General features: G+C 60.9%; 22 protein-coding genes. 14 read left to right on the top strand and 8 right to left on the bottom strand.

What is annotated here, in order from left to right; all coding sequences use genetic code 11:
* The first annotated feature begins 36 nt into the window (after positions 1-36).
* Positions 37-1,164, top strand: a complete 1,128-nt coding sequence (locus H3V53_RS15280) for an integrase domain-containing protein (RefSeq protein ID WP_336598678.1) — start codon at positions 37-39, stop codon at positions 1,162-1,164.
* Between the two features lie 258 nt (positions 1,165-1,422).
* Here H3V53_RS15280 and H3V53_RS15275 read toward each other — a convergent pair whose 3' ends face one another.
* The 8 genes from H3V53_RS15275 to H3V53_RS15240 form a co-directional block, all read right to left on the bottom strand.
* Entirely contained in the window at positions 1,423-1,560 is a 138-nt protein-coding gene (locus tag H3V53_RS15275; RefSeq protein WP_336598642.1) for a hypothetical protein, read from the bottom strand.
* Positions 1,561-1,636: 76 nt separating this feature from the next.
* Positions 1,637-2,095, bottom strand: a complete 459-nt coding sequence (locus H3V53_RS15270; RefSeq protein WP_336598641.1) for a hypothetical protein — start codon at positions 2,093-2,095, stop codon at positions 1,637-1,639.
* 308 nt (positions 2,096-2,403) lie between these two features.
* Entirely contained in the window at positions 2,404-2,796 is a 393-nt protein-coding gene (locus H3V53_RS15265; protein WP_336598640.1) for a DUF7682 family zinc-binding protein, read from the bottom strand.
* Positions 2,797-2,852: 56 nt separating this feature from the next.
* Positions 2,853-3,167, bottom strand: coding sequence for a hypothetical protein (locus tag H3V53_RS15260; RefSeq protein ID WP_336598639.1), 315 nt, complete (start codon positions 3,165-3,167; stop codon positions 2,853-2,855).
* A gap of 184 nt (positions 3,168-3,351) precedes the next feature.
* Positions 3,352-4,566 carry a DUF1173 family protein gene (locus H3V53_RS15255; RefSeq protein WP_336598638.1) on the bottom strand — a complete coding sequence of 405 codons (1,215 nt, stop codon included), beginning with the start codon at positions 4,564-4,566 and terminating at the stop codon, positions 3,352-3,354.
* 3 nt (positions 4,567-4,569) lie between these two features.
* The gene (locus H3V53_RS15250; protein WP_336598637.1) at positions 4,570-4,860 is read right to left on the bottom strand and encodes a hypothetical protein; all 291 of its coding nucleotides are present in this window, start codon (positions 4,858-4,860) and stop codon (positions 4,570-4,572) included.
* The gene (locus tag H3V53_RS15245) at positions 4,857-5,102 is read right to left on the bottom strand and encodes a hypothetical protein (RefSeq protein WP_336598636.1); all 246 of its coding nucleotides are present in this window, start codon (positions 5,100-5,102) and stop codon (positions 4,857-4,859) included. Before H3V53_RS15245 ends, H3V53_RS15250 begins: the two co-directional genes overlap by 4 nt.
* A gap of 28 nt (positions 5,103-5,130) precedes the next feature.
* A complete protein-coding gene (locus H3V53_RS15240; RefSeq protein ID WP_336598635.1) occupies positions 5,131-5,523 on the bottom strand; it encodes a hypothetical protein in 393 nt (130 codons plus the stop codon).
* A 591-nt stretch (positions 5,524-6,114) separates the two neighbouring features.
* On the opposite strand from H3V53_RS15240, the gene H3V53_RS15235 reads away from it, so the two are divergent.
* From H3V53_RS15235 to H3V53_RS15175, 13 genes are all read left to right on the top strand, one after another.
* Positions 6,115-6,909, top strand: coding sequence for a hypothetical protein (locus H3V53_RS15235; RefSeq protein WP_336598634.1), 795 nt, complete (start codon positions 6,115-6,117; stop codon positions 6,907-6,909).
* Positions 6,910-6,922: 13 nt separating this feature from the next.
* Positions 6,923-7,144, top strand: coding sequence for a hypothetical protein (locus H3V53_RS15230; protein WP_336598633.1), 222 nt, complete (start codon positions 6,923-6,925; stop codon positions 7,142-7,144).
* Between the two features lie 81 nt (positions 7,145-7,225).
* Positions 7,226-10,345, top strand: a complete 3,120-nt coding sequence (locus H3V53_RS15225; RefSeq protein WP_336598632.1) for an SNF2-related protein — start codon at positions 7,226-7,228, stop codon at positions 10,343-10,345.
* Entirely contained in the window at positions 10,342-10,590 is a 249-nt protein-coding gene (locus tag H3V53_RS15220) for a hypothetical protein (protein WP_336598631.1), read from the top strand. Before H3V53_RS15225 ends, H3V53_RS15220 begins: the two co-directional genes overlap by 4 nt.
* A gap of 253 nt (positions 10,591-10,843) precedes the next feature.
* Entirely contained in the window at positions 10,844-12,514 is a 1,671-nt protein-coding gene (locus H3V53_RS15215) for a PRTRC system ParB family protein (protein ID WP_336598677.1), read from the top strand.
* 98 nt (positions 12,515-12,612) lie between these two features.
* Positions 12,613-13,089 carry a PRTRC system protein E gene (locus H3V53_RS15210; protein ID WP_336598630.1) on the top strand — a complete coding sequence of 159 codons (477 nt, stop codon included), beginning with the start codon at positions 12,613-12,615 and terminating at the stop codon, positions 13,087-13,089.
* Between the two features lie 12 nt (positions 13,090-13,101).
* A complete protein-coding gene (locus H3V53_RS15205) occupies positions 13,102-13,320 on the top strand; it encodes a PRTRC system protein C (RefSeq protein ID WP_028366978.1) in 219 nt (72 codons plus the stop codon).
* A gap of 96 nt (positions 13,321-13,416) precedes the next feature.
* Complete coding sequence (locus H3V53_RS15200; protein ID WP_336598629.1) at positions 13,417-14,562, top strand: PRTRC system protein F; 1,146 nt, start codon at positions 13,417-13,419, stop codon at positions 14,560-14,562.
* Positions 14,563-14,570: 8 nt separating this feature from the next.
* A complete protein-coding gene (locus H3V53_RS15195; protein ID WP_336598628.1) occupies positions 14,571-15,299 on the top strand; it encodes a PRTRC system protein B in 729 nt (242 codons plus the stop codon).
* Positions 15,296-15,940, top strand: coding sequence for a PRTRC system protein A (locus H3V53_RS15190; RefSeq protein ID WP_336598627.1), 645 nt, complete (start codon positions 15,296-15,298; stop codon positions 15,938-15,940). The genes H3V53_RS15195 and H3V53_RS15190 overlap by 4 nt, the downstream gene beginning before the upstream one ends.
* Entirely contained in the window at positions 15,937-16,749 is an 813-nt protein-coding gene (locus tag H3V53_RS15185) for a PRTRC system ThiF family protein (RefSeq protein ID WP_336598626.1), read from the top strand. Before H3V53_RS15190 ends, H3V53_RS15185 begins: the two co-directional genes overlap by 4 nt.
* A gap of 92 nt (positions 16,750-16,841) precedes the next feature.
* Positions 16,842-17,312 carry a hypothetical protein gene (locus H3V53_RS15180; protein WP_336598625.1) on the top strand — a complete coding sequence of 157 codons (471 nt, stop codon included), beginning with the start codon at positions 16,842-16,844 and terminating at the stop codon, positions 17,310-17,312.
* A 102-nt stretch (positions 17,313-17,414) separates the two neighbouring features.
* Positions 17,415-18,503: a hypothetical protein gene (locus tag H3V53_RS15175; RefSeq protein ID WP_336598624.1), complete on the top strand. Its 1,089-nt coding sequence runs from the start codon at positions 17,415-17,417 to the stop codon at positions 18,501-18,503.
* The last annotated feature ends 43 nt before the right edge of the window (positions 18,504-18,546 follow it).

Genomic DNA, 18,546 nt, shown 5'->3' with positions numbered 1-18,546 from the left:
ATGGCTGCACGGCGCGACATGCATGGGGACATCAGGGTGTCAGCGATATTGAACGTGCGCGCGGTGCTGCGCGACTACTGGTTGCCTGCCGACTTCAAGGCTGCATTGGAACAGCTGCTTCTGGATAACGTGAATCGCGTCCATAGCCGGACGAGAATCAGCGCGAAGCCGCTTTCGATAAAAACGCAGGAGCGCCGGACATTGGCGATCTGCAAGTCGTTTGAAGAGTTGCGCCGGAATGGCTTCGCGCTGCAATCCCCATACTCACTGAAGCACAAGCATGTCGAGTTTCTCGTCAAGTTCTGGGTCGATGCGAAGCAGACCGGGGGGACAATCGAGAACAAGTTGACCTATCTGCGGGCGCTCTGCGAGTGGATGAAGAAGCCGAATCTGATCGGCACGCTGGCCGATTATGTCGACCGCGAGCAGCACAACCTCGTGCGCTCGTACGTCGCGCTGCAGGACAGATCGTGGGAAGGAAATGGAATCGACGCTGAAGCCAAGATCAACGAGATCGCCTTCACTCACCCGAGCGTGGCGGTGCAACTGAAACTCCAGGCGGCGTTTGGTCTGCGCGTTGAAGAGAGCTTCCTTCTTCGGCCCGAGGAAGCTGTGCGTGGCGATAGTTTGCTCAATGTCACCCGAGGCACGAAAGGCGGCCGGGAGCGCGTCGTGCCGATAGAACTCAAGCTCGCCGTGCTAGAGGAAGCGGCGACGCTTGCAAACGCTTATACCGGGTCAACAATCCCGCATGGATACACGAAAAAACAATGGCGTGAACACTACTATCACGTGCTCAAAAAGCACGGCGTCACGCAGGGGGGTATAGGCGTAACGAGCCACGGTCTCCGCCATCAGTACCTACAGCAAATGTACGAGCGGATCACTGGCGCCCGGGCTCCGATCAAGCAACCCGCGGAACGGGTGGACCGTGAGGCGCACAAGGCTGCGATGCAGCGCATTGTGCAGGCAGCTGGACACAGCCGCGCGACTAAGGCGAACGCTTATCTGTCAACGCATGCGGCGATGGATGCGCGAAAGAAGCGCCGGATCACGCCGGAAATGGCAGTTGAGGCGCTCGCGCAGGCCGGCGGCAACAAGTCTCGGGCGGCCGCAGCTTTAGGAGTTTCACGACAGGCGCTCTACCGGCTCCTCGAGCGTTGAAGCGGGCCAGCGCCCAGCTTACTGGCGTGCCTGCAAATGCGCCCGACGCCGACACTTCCAGTGGGCCTCTGAACGCTATCTCGGAACTTTGATAACACGGACCTGCCCGCAAACGCCCAAAGACGTACACGTAAGTGTGACGTTTATTGGGGCGGTCTATAAACGTCACACTTGCAAACCTTGGCAAATCAAAGGCTTAGAAACGTGCGAAATTTAACGCGTTTTACGTGTACGTGAAGCCCAGGACGAGAGTTGCCGCTAGAAAAGCCACTTCAGAAGCGGGCTGGTCAGTGCATGGTAGGTGATGATTGCGCTGATCGCGAGGAGCGTAAGCAGTTGCGGCATCAACTTCTCACGGTGGCGGTATGCGGCGCGGATGTATTCGACAGGTGACATGTTTTCTCCGAAGGTCGTTCGCTCACCGGTGCGGCGAGATTTGATTCCAGTATGACGCCGCTCTCATGAAGTCAAGTCACCAGCGGTTGCGATCCGGGAGATCGTCGACGGCTGCCGAGACGCGTGTCTCGAACGAGCACTCCTCGTCATCGCCGGTCGCCGGAATGCGCGGAAACTGCACGGACGCCACACCATCGATGTAGACGAAGCGCGCCATCTGCTGCAGCGTGCGGTAACGCGCAGCATCCTCCAGCACCGGGTCGACCGGCCAGAAGTCGCGCGTTGTGATTTTCCCGTCGACGATTTTCTGAGCGAGCATTGAAAAGACCGGGCCGCGCTTCTCCCAGTCCTCAGCAGTCCGCGCGAGCAGATCAAGAAGGTACGGCGCGTCGACCGGCGAGATTTCCTTGCGGACAAGATCAAGCAGATCGCCTTCCGTAGCGGCCGGCCGATTCAATCTCGTGTTCCAGATTTTTCCGGCTTCATCGAGCGCGGCGTGCTTGTTGTCGGTGAAGGGGATCCACGGCGTCTGCATCCCGCAGTCGTCACACAAGATGCAGCAAAGCTTCTCGGTTGGTGGCTCCGATAGCGATCGCGCCTCCATATCGTTCATCACGGGGGCGGTGCTGGAGTTGATTTGCAGAAAATTCGTGGACGGCCTGATGCGGCCCCCAATCACTCGTTGGGACCAGCCGAAGGCCCAGTTGCCGCCACAGTGTGCGCAGGGGAATAGTTCATCAGTCATGGCGCTTTAGCAGGTCAGTGTATTTGTATGGGATTGTAATATTCGCCGACCGGCGTCACTGCAAAAAGCGAGAGGAAAAAACGCCAGATTGGGGCAAATCACGACCGCAGGGCGTCGGCGGCCCGATTGTATGCCTCGTGAGACAGCAGACGTATCGGTCGCAACGACTCACAGTCGAACATCAGGCGGTAGGCGTAACCCACTGGCACGGAGAGCAGCTGGCCATTTGAGGACCGGATCGGCTTGCCCTTCAGGGCGCAGGGGTGGGTGCCGTCCCGCACCTTCGCCAGGACCATTCGAGCCTCTTTCTGGATCGACGGAAGATGCGCAACGCACGACAGGTCGATTGGATCGGCGGCGGCTAGTTCTGCCTTGGCGAGACGCTTATGCTGCCTTGCGAGCATCTCGGCTTCCTTGGCTTTGGTGATGGCGGCGCAGGTATGGCAGTACTTGCCTTTGCCCGAGTGGCCGCAGGGGAAGTTGCGCTTCATGGTGGTGTCGTCCTTGGGATAGCTGATACACCATTCGACCATGAAGGCTCTCGCAGTCAAGGGAAGGTTGGGGCTGGTTTTAATGGCTCTTTTGTCTGCTTGCCATCGAGCTCGGCCGACAGGTCGAGAATGCGCGCGTCTGCAGCCGCGAGCCGTGTGTTCAGGCGCTCTATGTGGGCCAGAGCGACGGCGTACTGGTCGGCGAGCATAGTGAGCGCCCAGAACGGCGTGAGCGCGGCCGAACAATCCCGGCAGGTGACGATTCCGCCGCGTGGGTCAAGGCGGATGTTGTGATGGTCGCACTCACCGGGCCGGTGGGTGCGTTCGTCGGTGGTGACGCGCAGGCGCGCGAACGGGATGACACTGCTCATGCACGTCCGGTTGTTAAAGGTAGTGGTTTATGGGGCGGCGGGCCGCGACTGTACCGCGGAAGCGGCGTCCGGTGGAAAGAGCGTGCGGGAGATCGTCTCGTCGCGGCGAAAGAAAGAGTTGGATTCCACTGGGACGGTCCTGTTTAGAGCTATGTCTGCTCACCCTATCGACATAACCGGCAAGTCAAGTCGGCGACGGCAGCGCGACCGAGGAGAGCGGCGACGGCGGTATCCATTCAACGCATGGCTCATTGCGCGAAGCGTACAGCACCTGTTTCTGCAACTTGCGCGCACGGTAGGCATCGTTCGATTCCATGCCGTAGACCTCGATGGCGGTTGGGCGCGCGGTGTCAGTCAGGCGGAAGTCGGGCAGCATGTCGTCCGACTGGTCGCGGCGTAGTGGCTTGTCGAACCGCCGGCGTTCTCCGACGAGACGATTCGCCATCTCCACCTCGTAGCTCGAGTCGCAGGCGATGAACGAGCGGCTGCAAAGCTGCAGCGCGAGATCGACCGCCCGCAGATTGCCGTCTTTCGTGCGTTCAACGACGAGCACAGCGACGACGCGTGCTTCCGGCTTGCCGATCATCGGCCACGCATGCCGGAAAGACCGGGCCGCGTTCTCGATCAACGTCTTCGACGCGTAGAACGTTTCAAACGTCTGGCGCAGACGAATGACGAAACCGTATTTCGATGGGTCGATCGCCTTTATCTCTGCGATGATCACTCCGCGATCCGAGGTTGTGGGCGTCGTGCGAATGCGGGAGAGGAAGGCGTCGAACTCGGCCTTGATGGTCGGGAGCTCACTCTCTTCGTAGCGCCGCATGACGTGAACGACATCCTGAATCTGCTTCCCGTTCATCTTCCCATCGCCGAGCACAGCAAGGATCCGCGCGCTGCACGTGCCCCAGTTGCGCTGCGCTTCTGCAGACCAACGGTTAAGGCGAGCGTCCTGCCATACGCGTCGCAGAAATCCAAGAAGGGGAGCGGACCGGCGCGACTCGGCGCGCGGAGCGGCGTTCTCTGAGTTTTCGCGGCGTGCCTTTTCGACGGTGCGCACCGTCAGAGAGACGTCCAGCCGCGCATCGAGGCCGGCTGCCGTGTTCCGTATCGCTTCCTGCCCTGTCACGGAAGACGGGCCAGCGTCGGTGGGTTCGGCGAAGAAGGAGCAGAGGTCCCGATTGTGATGCATCCCTTCGTCGGGCCAGCGCGCGAGATGGAACAGTGCGCCATAGCGGCGAACGACGAGTCGCAGTGGCTTGCCGCCGCCGGCGCTCTGGCAGAGACACTCGGCATAGCCGGGCGAGCGCTTCGCCCGTTCGAGCCGTGTCGCGAAACGCGCGGGATTGTCCTGAACGTCTTCGAGGGACGTCACCAGGCCATCGAAGCGGACGTTTGTCATCGGTCAGTTCCGTAGGAAGTCTGCTATCGCAATGCCGTTGCTCGCGCGAAACGCATACGTCCCGAGTAGCTTGCTCACCTGACGAACGCTGCTCGCGAACTGGTCGAGGTGGTGTTGTGTTGGGAAGCGTGCAACGATGCGTCGCAGTATGCCGGGAGCGACGTAGTCCCGTTGTTCGATATAGCCGTCGCCAATCAGGGCGTCGATCCAGCAGTCCGGAAGTCCTAATGCGGCGGCGCTGCTGGCTCCTTGTCCACGCGTTGTATCGAGGAATTCAAAAACGATCGTGATCAAGGTTGGACCTTTGCGGGACGGAGCGCGTCGCCGAGCCTCGCCATCCGCCCGAGCGGGATGATGCGCTCGATGGTCGAGGCGTCAATGACGTGGCGCGCGCCTGTTGCGTTCTGAAACTCGAGAAAGGTCACGCCGTCAACGACGTGCTTGCCGACGAAAGTGCGTTCCAGCAAGAAACCGGGGAAATAACCGTTCGACAGCGCGATCGCGCGTGTCTCAATTCGGTAGCCCGTCGCGGGCAATAGGTGTTCGGTAGCGTGTTCCATGCGCTCAGGGCCGCGCGGGCTCGTTGGGCTTGTGCTTTACCCGATAAGCATCGAGGAGTGAGATTGCACCGATCGCTGTAGCAAACGTGTTGAACAGGGCGAGAGCTATCAGCCACGCTGCGCGCTGGTCGTGCGCCGCGATCTCTGATGCGCGCTCCCGCTCGGCTACCGCAAGATTGGCGCGCTGCGCGCTTAGTGACTGGCTCAGCGCATCTTCAGAGCGCACTTCGTGACGTGCCAGAACACCGGAACGAAGCTCAGGCGGCAAATCTTTGATCGCATCCGAGACACCTGTCAGTTCCGAGACGATTGCGGTGTCGATCACAACGCCGACGGCTGCGCGTTGTGGTTGCAACTGGATTCCAGCAAGGCCGATCGTGACCGTCGACGTGAGCACGGCGATGGCGAGGATGGACAGCGTGGCGCGTTGACTAAATTTCATGATGACCGATGTGTTGGTGGCGCAAGGGCAGCACTGCTCCGTATTTTCGAGCGAACACCTTTCTCATGGGCGGACAAAGGGAGCGGAAAAACTGGAGCATTCCCCTTTCCAGTGGCCATAGATCGAAAGTGGAATGTAAGTGCTGCGCCGGAAAGAGATACGAAAACCGCCACCATTCTCCGGATTGGTCCGTAACGCGTTAATGGGCGGCGGACCTGGTCACCGCAGGGCGGTTGCTCCGCAGCGTTCGAGGAACGGGACCTCGGTCTAGCCCAGAGTCGCAGTTATCCACAAGTTTGTCCCCCGAAAGTGGGGATAACTCTGGGCGGGCCGCGGAAAGAGGCGAGGCGAAATAGCCGTCATTCGACCGTGCCGACAGCTTCTCGCGTCGTATTGTTTACCCATCACCCGCGCATACGCGCATCGACTGACTGCGCATCAGCGCAAATTCACCTGACGGCCGCTCTCAGGCCGCTCATTCAACCCAGACGGGAACCATCCCGCTCTGGCGTGGTGTTTCCCGTCAATTTCATCGAGGGAAACACCGTGTACACAGCACTTGTTCAGCAGTTCAAGGACGCACAAACGAAGGCGGCCGCTGCCTATCTTGAAGTAAGGGCAGCAGAAATCGCGCTTTTCCCGGGCGACGGTCAGTATTGCTACCGCGCTGCAGAGTCCCGCTCCGAATACAAGACGGAGCGTGAACTTAGCGACTTCTGCAACCGGCTCTCGCATGTGCTCGTTAGAGAAGCAGTCCGACGCTTTTCGCCGCCCGGAGGACGGCTGGAGATCGACGACAGCAAGGAACTCCAGAAGGCTTCCGTCGATATTAGCGGGGCGCTCGCAGCGGGGAAGTGTCCTGACTTCGACGCTTTCTGGGCTCATCTCGAACGCACCTACAGCGGCGACGCTGGAAAGCGTATCGCGTTGATCCAGGCCGCGAAGCTGATCATTGACGGGTTCAACATTCGTCCGAACTCCGAGATCAAGCGGACGTCGAGCGCAATCGTGCTTGAGGGGCGCATCTGGAGCGAGCCATGCCATCGGTCAAGCGCCCGGAGGCCGACCTATCACTCACAGCAGACAGTTACCAGCATCACGCGCGGGCTCGGTGCCTTCGCAGGCCATGCTGGCTTCGACGCGCTTGCTTCCGTGCTCAGCCATGGTGGCCTGGTCGACTACCACTTCGAGACGCGCGAAAAGGTGTCTTTCCAAGGCCTGGACATCGTGATGTACAACGAGAAGTGGCAATTTAAGTTCTCGCACGAGGTGGGCGACGCGCTGTCGCTGTTCATCAGCGAGTATGGCGCGGAATACCTTGCTTCACGTGATCGGTATTGAGGCGGAAGCAGCCATGTTCCGTCAACGCATCTTCCGTTTCTCCCACCTTGTCGCGCAGACGTATGCGCTCCCGCACGACGTTCTCTTGACGATCGTGAGGGCGAGTGATCGTTACTCGCCCGCGCTGCGTGCAGCCGCCTTGCGCCACATCGTGCTGCAGGCTCCGTTGCACGTGACGGGCGGCCAGCCGTTCGCCGCGCGCCGGCGAGCTGTTCGCAGGTTTTATCAGCTGTAGTTTTCGTCCCGCCGCGCAGTACGTCGGCGTCCTTTCTTCGGCCCGCTTTTACGCGGGCCTTTTCTATTTATGGATGCAATCATGCAGAGAGATCTGTTTTCCTTCGAGCCCGACTGGTACGAGCCGTTGCGCTCGCTCATCAGTCTTGGCTCACAGGCTGCACCGGTCGCTCACCAGGGCGAACTGGCCGCGGCGCGACGGCAGCACCTCGGGCAGTTTTTCACGCCGGACGCGATCGCCGCCTTCATGTGGAGTTTCATCAGCGGCTGGCGTCTCAATCGTCGCATCCGTCTGCTCGATAACTCGGTCGGCTCTGGTCGGCTTTTTCAGTACGCTGACCCGGAGCGATATGCGGTGTATGGCGTCGACGTCCATGCGGACGTAATCACGCAATGTCAGAAGGTGTTTGAGGACGCAGGGTTCGACTGCGAATTCAGGCATGCGGGGATGGAGGACATCCAGCCCACGAACTTCGACATCGCGATCATTAATCCGCCGTTTTCCGTGCATCTGGAGTCACCGCATCTGAAGCCTTTTCCCTGCACCACGTGGGGCAGATACGGGGCCAACACCAGCGCGCTGAGTCACGAGTATTCGGTGCATCAGGCGCTGGACGCGGCGAACATCGTTGTTGCCTTGCTTCCGATCACGACGGCCGAAGCCGTCATGACCGGCGGGTTGGGTGACTCGGCGCGACGCCGCGCAGCGGGTCTGTTCGAGTTGCCGCCCGATGCGTTCAGGTCGGAAGGAGCAAACGTACGGACCGCTGTTGTGGTGTTTGACCGCTACCGCTCAAGGCCATCGGACTTTGTCCGAACGAAAGTCGACAACCTCGCGCTGCCGGGGCCCGACCTCGGTTTGCATTACGAGGATCGAAGCTTTGGCGAACCGCGCTTGCGCTTCCAGAAGCTCGATGACAGCGTGCCGGCCATCACCCGGCCTGTGACGGGCGACAAGTCTGTCGTCATCTCGCATGACGGCCGATGCATCCGTCTCGGCTTCGCGTGTGGCTTCAACGAGGCGATGGTGCTCAACAGTGTCTTCGTTGATCGCATCTATTCGCGTGACGGCCACCGGCTGCCGCGCGGCTTCCGGTATGCCGGTCAGGGACTGCTCGATCTTGAGACGTATCTGATGCAGGAGCATCCGCGAGCCGCGCTGGACAGACTGCTCGACCGTATCCGCAGCGTTGGAGGCGCACCGCAGTTCGCACCGGGTTTCCTCGAGCACTTTGAGCGGCGTGCGAGAAGAAGCATCCGGCAGGCCACGCCGCTCAGACATGTGGCGTGGACGACGGGTGCGGGCTCTTCAGATAACGTCACCGGCAAGGCGCGTGAGACCCACAAGGTTGACGCAACGCGCTGGGCGAGTCCGCTGGTGATGGCGGGCGAATCAGTCAACTTCGCACGCGAGGATGACGGTCGCTACCGGTACGTCGTGAAGGGCGCCAACTACCATCTGTCGGTCGACGAGTTGCACGCGCGGTTCGCGGTCGAAAACGTCGCCGAGGGTTGGGAGGTGGTGCACGAAGGCCTCGCTGTAAAGTTTCCGCAGCAGGCCGCGGCGCTGAAGGCCAGGGTCCAGTCGTTGGGTATCGATCAATGGCTTGACTGGGAGTTTCAGACTGAGGATCTGGTCGAAACGCTGATGAAGCCGTCAGGCTGTGTGATTGCGTGGGAGCAGGGCTGTGGCAAGTCGCGCCTCGCGATTGCGCTGATTCTCGCTTCGCAGGTCAGGCATGGACTCGTCGTTGTGGAGTCCCGCCTGATCGACGAGATGATGAATGAGATTGCACAGCTGCCGGTCGACGCCGATGACGTAAAAGTCATCGGTTGCGCGGCTGACCTGACGGACCTGCGGCGGATCAACCTGATCTCGTATGAGCGGCTTCGTATGCCCGTCGACAAGGACGCATCGAAGCGCGTGACATATGCGCATCGTCTGCGTCGACGCATCGGTCTGCTGGTTGCCGATGAAGGCGAGCGGCTTGCCAATCCGACAAGCGATCAGAGCCGCGCGCTGTGGCAACTGTCTGCCCGGCGTCGTTATGTGCTTACCGGTTCCCCAATCCCCAACTATCCGCGTGACGCTTTCGGGCTCATCGCGTTTTCAGGGGGTGACGGAACAGCGGCCCAGCCTTACGGGTATCGCCTCGGCTATCTGGAGCAGAACTGGATTAACACCGTCGAGTATGCGATGCGCGGCGTTGACCGGTTCCGGGATGACTTTGTTGTGCTCGAATGGGTCACGTGGCAGTTCGCGGAAAGCCTGCAGGAAGGGGCGAAACGTGAAGTGCCCAAGATCGGCAATCTGCATGGTTACCGGGCGATGCTGGCGCCGCATATCAAACGGCGGCTGGTAGCTGAACCGGAAGTCGCGAAGTACATCAGGATCGATCCGCCTGAATTTGAGGTGGAGACCGTGGGCTGGGACAGTGGGCATCTTGCCGCTTACCTGCGCGCGGCCGACGAATTCGCTGACTGGTATCGCTCATCGCGCGACGATAGGAAAGCATGCAATCTCGTCACGATCCTCGCGCGTATCCGTGCGGTGCATTTTGCCGCCAACTATCCGCAGTACGGGATGGAAGGCGTCGAGCGCATCGGTGGCCTGACGAGCAAGCAGCGTGCAGTGATTTCGCGCATGCGCGAGATCGCCGCAGAAGGCAAGCAGGCGATCGTGTTCGCGGAAAACCCGGGCGTGCTGGATCTGCTCGCACGCGAACTTGCGTCGCACGGTGTGCAGTCGGTGCCGTTTCACGGCGAGATTCCGATCAAGCGCCGCGTGTCCGACAAGGACAAGCGGTTTCTGACGGGACTGGCCACGGGGCTTCTGGCAACGAAGGCATCGGGGCGCGCGGGCTACAACCTGCCGAACGCTGACTACATCCTGTTTTACGACCGGTCGTGGACGTGGCGCATTGAGTATCAGGCGATGCGGCGCGCGCTGCGCTGGAACCGGAAGGGGACCCTGAAGGTGCTGTATTTCCATTTGCCGGGCAGCATTGACGAGTATCAGGACCAGATGGTTGCGCACAAACGTGACGCGACGCAGGCGGGACTGGACTGGGCGACGCCCGAGCTTGAGGACGAAACGTTCCTGCATATGGATTCACTGCTGGACCGTTTTGTTCATGACCTTGCATTGATTGCCGATCGCGAGAGCGGCGACATGCGCAAACTGTTGAAGGAGGCAGCATGAAGGAAGCAAAGGTGTCCGTGCTCGTCGGTGAAGGCGTCGTGACCGTGAAGCGCGAGGGTTCAAACCGCGCGCTTCAGGCAAACATCCTTGGCACGGTCGAAGCAGACGGTGTCGAGGTGTTATGTCTTGACCGCCTGGTGCATGCGAGCCACGAGCAGCAGTTCGGCGAGTGGACGCTGTCGGGCGCGGTGACGACGCTGCTGTCGCGTCCGCTGGCTGTTCCGGAGGCAGTTTTGCCTCAATAGGTGGTGTCAGCGCCGTTGGCGCTTAGCCCGCTCTTTATCCAAACCCGGCTTCGTGCCGGGTTTTTTTCGTTTACGCGAAAGGCACGGCGTTTACGCGAGCTTTGCGCGCCGTTGGCGCTGTGCACGGCGGTATCTTTGCGTTATCACCCGCGTCCCTGACGCATCGACTCGCCGGCTTAGGCCGGTCTATTGTTGTTCAACCCTTCGGGAACTCACTCCCGGCGGGGCTGGGTTCCCTCCCCGGAGACCCGCAATGCAACAGCAACCTACTCTTGCCCTCAAACAGATCACCATCGCTGCCAATCCCCGCACGTACTTCGACGCGGCGGAAATGGAAGAGCTGACGGCTTCGGTCCGCGAAAAGGGCGTCATCCAGCCTGTCATCGTTCGCACGCTCGCCGATGGCGGGTTCGCTCTCGTCGCTGGTGGCCGCAGATACAGAGCGGCCATGACGGCGCATGGCGAGGATTACCAGATACCCGTCGTCGTCAAGGAGATCGATGAAGTCGAAGCCAAACAGCTTGCGATCATCGAAAACATCCAGCGCGCGGATATGTCGCCCGCTGAGGAAGCCATAGCCGCAGCCGAGCAGGTCGGCCTGTGCAAGGGCGATCGCGACGAGGTCGCGCGCATCTTCGGATGGTCGCGCGCCACGCTCGACAAGCGCCTCGCACTGATGAACTGCAGCGCTTCCGTTCTCGAAGCGCTCAACACCCGCCAGATCCTTCTGGGTCACGCGGAGCTGCTGGCCGCGCTTCCGAAAGAGACGCAGGACAAGCTGCTGCCCGTCATCATCAAGGAAAGCAAGCCGGTCCCCGAATTAAAGAAGACGATCGAACAGGTTGCCTGTTCGTTGTCCGCCGCAATCTTCGACAAGACCGACTGCGCGAACTGTGCTCACAATTCGTCCACGCAGGGCGAGATGTTTGGCGAATCCATCGCCACGGGCAACTGTACGAACCGCACCTGTTTCAACGAGAAAACGGAGAAACAGCTTGAGGCGGTCGCCGCTAATCTTCGCGATGATTTCCCCGTCGTGCGCATCGTGCGCGCGGGCGACAACCACACCCGGATACAGCTTGCTGTGGAGGGGCCAAAGGGCGTCGGCGAAGAGCAGGCGAAAGCCTGCCACGCGTGCCAGAACTACGGCGCCGCGGTGAGCGGCCTGCCTGACTCGATCGGCAAGGTCTACAAGGGCCAGTGCTTCGATACCGTCTGCAACATGAAGATGGTTGCGAAGCGCCTGCAGGCTGAAAAAGCTGCTGCCGAGCCGAAGCCTGAAGCGAAGGACAGCGGAACGGGTTCAGCGAAGCCTGCCTCAAAGGCCTCCGGCGCCGCCCCGTCGACGACGAGCAATCCGCCGGCGACAGTCGTTGCCGAATCGGACCGCATCAAGACGTATCGCGTGGCGCTGTGGCGTAAAGCCCTGCGTCGTGAGGTTGGCCAGAATGCCGGGTTGGCCCAGCGATACCTTGTCTCGATAGCTCTCGCCGGACAGGCCCGCTGCGTCGACGACTCGACGTTGAAGGGCATCTGGGAAAAGCTGACCGATGAAAAGATTGCGGTGTCGGACGTGGCGAAGGCTGCGACGTCTGTGGCCGCCGCCGATGAGTCGAAGCTTGCGCTTGCTCTCACCGGCGTCACGGTTGCGGCGATCCAGGGTCTGGACGTTCACCATCTGACCAGTCTGTGCCGTCATCATCGACTCGACCTCAACCAGCACTGGAAGCTCTGCAAAGAGTTTCTGGAGTTGATCACGAAATCGGAAATGATGGTGGTGGCCGACGAGCTAGGCATCCGTGCCGCGCTCGGCGACGAGTTCAAGAAGGTGTTCAGCAAATCGAAGGCGGAAGTCATCGATGCGCTGCTCAACGTCAAGGGCTTCGACTACACCGGAAAGATTCCAAAGGTTCTGAAGTATTAACGCGCCTCTGGCGCATCGACCGAAGCGGACAGACAGTGCCCGCTTCATTTCTCTTATGGACTGCCCACGGGCGGTCCTTTTTTATTTGTGGAGTCTTTATGTTCGTTGAACTTGAACCGCTGTTGAAGTCGTGTGGTGGCCTGAAGCTGGCGCTGAAGATGAAGGGCGATGCGATGGTCGTGGTCGTCTTGCCGGAAGGCGAGGCGAAAGACACGGCGTTGCGTCAGCCGCTCGTCATGACCGCGACGGCTGCGGAGCTGGATGCTGGCTTTGCCGAGCATCTGGCGACGTACACCGGCGCTCATGCGTCGCTGGCCGAACAGGTGGCTGCGACAACGGCGATCCTCGGTGAGGCCCAGAAAGCGCAGGTCACGAAAGCGACCAAAGCTCTTTCGGGCAAGGCTGGCAGAAGTACACCAGCCTCTGTCAAAGCCACCCCAGATGGGGACGTTGATGATGACGACAGTGAATCGACGGCGTCGGATGCACCGGCCGTCGGCAACGAAGGCAAAGAGGACGCTCCGGCGGCTACTGAGCCTGTTTCGAGCGGCACCGACCTCGCTTCGCTTTTTTAAGGGGGCACGGTCATGTCTATTTCGATTACCGCTCTCGTTCGCCAGTTCTCTTACAACGGCGTTGCATTTGCCGATCCAGGCCCGGCGTTCTCGCCCGAAGACGTTCGCGATCTCTACTCGGCGCAGTACCCCGAGTTGACGACAGCGTCCGTCGATGGGCCCGAGATCTCGGGCGATGTCGCGACCTACAAGTTTGTCCGCGCAGCGGGCGCCAAGGGTTCGTATGCGTAAGCAGACGCTGCTCAAGGCGCTTGCCGACCCGGCCAACGGGTTCAATCAGGAACCGCCCGAGAGGGCGGTTTTTTTATATGACGACGAGGTTCGCCAATGCTGTTCGATCCTTCATTCACTGATAGAGCGGTCGATGCAGGCGTCGGTACGTCCTGGCAACCGCCAGTCGTTGCCGTTGCCCATTATCGACCTGCCGATTGTGTTCTGACGCTGCCGGATGTTTCTGAGGAGGTGCCCGCGCGTGCCTCGGTCAAATGGCGCGACGACGCATCGCTTGATGCGATCGTGCTCGAGCAGTTCCGGCACGGTCCGCTTCTCGCGGCCGACGTGGAAGCGCCGGTCAGTCCGGTCGACGCTTTCCAGCAGGCATTCTTTGCATGGGTGCGCCGGCAGTTGCCGGCACCGCTCCGCTTCCTGTCGTTTCGACTTGAGCTTTGCGACACGAATGCGGTGATGGATGCAATTCATCATCAGTACGACAACGATGATTTCAAGCCCCGCACGCCGTTGCATCTGGGCGTGAAGTGCATGGACGAGTGGGTGCACGAGGTGGGAGCCTTCGCAGAACCGCTGCGCCGTGCCCATCCGCTTTTGCTGCACACGATTTTCAATATCGTTGATCGCGTATCCGGTAAGACAGTCCTGATCCGTACCCCTGGCTGGTTCCTGTGCGAAGCGTCCTGCTTGCACTGGGAGGGGGACGAGAGCGCGACTGACGAAGGCGTGCGTGAGTGGCTGAAGGAGTTCTATGGCGAGGATGGGGATGTAATTGATCGTTATCTCCCGTCCGAGCTGCGGCCGCTGCTTTGTCCCGACGAAATCCGCGATCCGGGGAAGATCAAGGGGCGACGCGTTCGCTCCTCGGTCCTTTCAGATAACGAACTGCGGCTGTTACGGACGGCTTCAACGGGCATGGTCGCGAGGGTCTGTGACCAACTGCTCGTCCTGAAGCAGCTGTTACGCAAGGCTGGCAAGTCCGACTGCCTGGCTGACGGCTATGACGCGCAGCCCATCTATTCGGGTTGCACGTTCGTCCTCGCTCACAACGAGCGGACCGGCGAACTGCTAGACGACCACATGAACAACGCGTTCTCGGCGGGTGAGTCGTCCGAGTACAGCCGGTTCATTTCCTTTTCCGACACACGACGGGGCATCCGCGAGCAGTACGCGCAATGGAGGCTCGGTCTTCGCATGCTCCATCACCTCGATCGCCTGATGGCGCTGGTGGTGGACCCTAACTAGGAGTTTCCATGAATGATGTTTCAATTGGCCAGACGGGTCACGACGTGACGCTGTCATCGGCCCTGTTGCTCTATACCGGTCCGAACGGCGCGCACTATGCAACGGCGCATCCGGTCGTGGCAGAGCCCAGGACGGGACGCCCGATTATTGGTGCAGGCCGGCCGCTGGATCGCAAGGCACTCGTCGTGGCCCTCGCGCAACTGGATCGCAATGCGGCGCCCAAGGCTGATTTCCTTCCGGCCACGGTGCTCGGTATCACATCGGCCGCAGTGACGTGGTGGTGCCCGCCGGCGCTCCGACGCGTGTTTTTCAAGTGCGAGGAGCTTGGCGAGCGCAGTGCGGTGGTGCCACATCCGGGGCTGGTGTTTCAGGCCAGTACGAACGGCTTCCGGGTCTTCGCGCTGAAAGGCGACGGCAGACCGGAACCATCGACGGCGCTTTTTGAGCCTCCGTACTTCAACACGTGGGACCGGGGCAAGATCTGCATTGGATCGGCCAAGGTGCCGCGTCGCATCGAAGTGCGGGCGATCCCAGGATGGGAAGAAGCATTCTTCGCGTCCGCGTTCACGCACCCGAATCACGGTAGCAAGCGGGTCGAGTACAAGAACGGTTTCTACGCGTTCTGGAAAGACATGCTGGATGGCAACTTCGAGGCGTTTCCGCTCGATGTGCTGGTGCCGATGAAAGACGCCACGGCGGGCAAGCTGGTCGCCGGAGAGATTGGAGGCCAGGAATGAATCCAGTCGATCAGGTGCTACAGGGCTCGTTTCCGTCAGTAATGGTGCCGACGCGCGAGCCGGTCGTCCCGATGTCTGCACCGGGCGAGCGGCTGCTGATTGCATCCAATGGTGTATTCGTCGAAATCAACCGCCCGTGGATCCGACTCGTGCGGCGGCTGGGGTCCTTCAGCTGGTGCACGCCTGTACCGTATGGCGAGGCGGCCGATGCAACGGAAGTCCGCTGCGGCGCCGTGCCGGCCGATCTGGTGGCCGGTTTCGCCCGTATTGCTCGCGCAGCGTTGCCCAACGAGGTCGGGGCGTGGATCACCTGGAATGCGTCGACAGGCGCGTTCCGGCTGGTGCCGCTTCCTTCGTTGTCGCACAGCCCGGCGCACCTGCACTACGAGCGACCGGAGCTGGAAGCTGGCGAATGGCTGGTGGTTGACTGTCATTCGCATGGTCCCGGCAGGGCGTACTTCTCATCGACCGATGATCGCGACGATCAGCACGATGTGAAGCTGGCGCTGGTGCTGGGTCAGTGCCATCAGGTTCCGTCCGTTGCGCTGCGGTTATGCGCGAAGGGCCGCTTCGAGGTCCAGCGGGCCGTACCGGAGCGCTGGAAGGCTGTGCTGGCTACGTTGGCTGCGGAGGTCGTATGACGCTTTTACATACGACACCGCCGCATATGCTGAGCGGGCCGTGGAAGGTGGTGGTTGTGGGCGCTGGCGGTACCGGCAGCGCCTTGCTTCCCTCACTCGCGCGGCTGCATCACGCAATGATCGAGCTCGGACACCCGGGCGGAATCGAATGCGTGGTGTACGACGACGATACGGTCAGCGAGTTCAACGTCGGCAGACAGGGCTTTTATCCAAACGACGTCGGCCAGTACAAGGCGACGTTGCTGGTGAATCGCCTGAACCTGCTGATGGGCACGAACTGGAAGGCCGAGCCGCGCCGCGTCGATTCGAAGCTGAATCTGTACGGGGACATGGTGATCGGCTGCGTCGATTCGCGGCGTGCGCGTCACGCGATCGCGCAGGCAGCGAAGCGCGGCAACGTTCGCTATTACCTCGACTGCGGCAACGAGACGGATCGTGGCCAGGTGATTCTCGGCGAGTTCGGCAAGGCACGACATGACAGGTTGCCCCATGTGGGCGATCTGTTTCCGGACCTGCTGAACCCGAAGAATGACAAGGGCGACGATGCGCCGTCCTGTTCGATGGCCGATGCACTGCGCAAGCAGTCGCTGGTCATCAATCAGGCGATATCGGTGCAGGCGTTCAACCTGTTGTGGTCACTGTTTCGCAATGGTGGCCTCAACTTCTCGGGCGTATTCGTGAACCTCGCAACGGGGCGAACAAATCCGATTCCGATCGATCCGGCGGCATGGGCGCGCTTTGGCTATGACGCGCCAAAGCCACCCGTGAAAAAGACCAGAAAGCCTGCGAAGGCCAAGGTCTCCGTCTGAGTCGTACCCGTTCAGGGCGCGACGCTATACGTCTCTGATGTCCCCGCTTCGGCGGGGCATCGAATTCCCTGTCTCAACCTGGAGGTGTCTCAATGACACAACAAAAACCGTCGACCCCGGTCGGCAAGATGTTCATTCGCTGGGCCCAGTCCGCGGTGGCTGGCGCTGCTGTTTCGTATGCGGCCAACCACTACGCGGTCGTGCCGGTGCTTCAGTCGCTCGCGCGGGCCGTCCTTCATCACGAAGAAGCCGTCAGCCCTGCAGTCGGGAGGCGGCTGCTCATCGTGCTTGTAGTCGCAGCGTTGCTGTTCGCGGCGTCGATTGCGACTGAGCGACGCCGCAATGCGTTTCTTGATGCCGTCGTTTCGCATGGGCGGCGCCTTGCAGACTGGCTGTTGGCCGGTGTTGCAGTGAAGGTCTGTTTCATTTGCGGCGCGCTGGCGGGTTTCGGCGGTCGAGGCTGGCTCGCCGGCTTGCTGACGTTCGTGATGTACGGCGTCGTTCTGCTGTGCGTCAGGCATCTGGTCACGTCTGCCCTGATGCCTCGGACCTCCCGGTCGTAAGAGGCGATTTGCCTGCCGCCCTTCGGGGCGGCTTTTTCTTTTTCCCTCAGCGGGTTCGCAGCCCGTTGGGGGCTGCTCCGCATCTACATATCGGAGCTTCAAATGGGTGCAACTGTACTGACTGGCAAAAAGGCCGGAGCATTCCAGACGGCGGATGGCGAATGGATGTTCGCGTTGTTCGAGCGGACGTACGAGAAAAACTGCTATCCGCACATTGATCAATGGTCTGCGATTGCCTTCGGGCGATATGCCGAAGTGATGAGAAGGGTATTCAGCCACGCCTCGTCGTGTGAAGGTGGCATGCTGCAAAGCCGCGCCGGCTACATCAAGCCGGAAAACTACGTGGCAACCTGGAAGTCGTTGCTCGCGAAGCCTTTCCGGCTTCCGGACCAGAAAATCCGGCTTGACGTTTCCACGTCCTTCCGGGCGGCGATCCCTGAAGCGGCGCTCGATGATGTTCGCAGCAGCCTGAGCGCTGCGGGACTGGCTGGCCGCGTGGAGGAAGTGGCAGGCGGGCAGGCGGAAGTGTCGTTGCACGGCGATGCGGCGTTACTCGCGGCCATATACGGCGAGACCGGCGCGCTCAGCGCATGGCGGATTCTGCGAGAGCATGACTGTTCAAGTGTGCCCGTCGACGCTGACCTCGGGCTGCCGGCTCGCGATCCGTCGGCGTTGGAGCGGATGCCATCGGTACGGTGCTACAAGATCGATGAGGAGAACCGGCTGGTGTCGTTCGACGGGAAACCGTGGGAAAACGCGGGCTGGCAGTATTCGGCGATCGGTAGCTTCATCACGGACATTGCCTATCCAATTGAGATGGAAGCGCCTGGTTTCGCGAAGGCTGCGATTCCCGTGTACCGTGATCTGATGAGAAACGCTGGCCAGTTGCCAGCGGCGACAGTCATTGAAGTCACGCGCATGCCCGAGGGTCTTGAGGACTATTGCGGGCGCGCTGCCGACGAAGTGGCGGATTATCTCGGCCTTGCTGACGGCGCGGGACGTGCGCCCGACCGGTTCAGCTTCCGGTTTGGCGATGTGCCTGCCGAGCCGCGCGGTTCTGCCATGTACAAGCTGTGCAACCTGCGCAGCCAGCAGGTGACGTGGATGTTGCCTCAAGACACGGCTGCGGCGCAGCAGGTCGACGATGCGACTGCCACGGACCTTGCCCAACTGATCCTCGAACTGGATTGATTTTTTGACGACAAGCGCCGCTCCCGACAAAGGGGCGGCGCTT

The sequence above is a fragment of the Paraburkholderia bengalensis genome (genome assembly GCF_037126505.1).
In the GTDB taxonomy this organism is placed as follows: domain Bacteria; phylum Pseudomonadota; class Gammaproteobacteria; order Burkholderiales; family Burkholderiaceae; genus Paraburkholderia; species Paraburkholderia bengalensis.
This window is presented reverse-complemented; position numbering and strand designations above follow the sequence as displayed.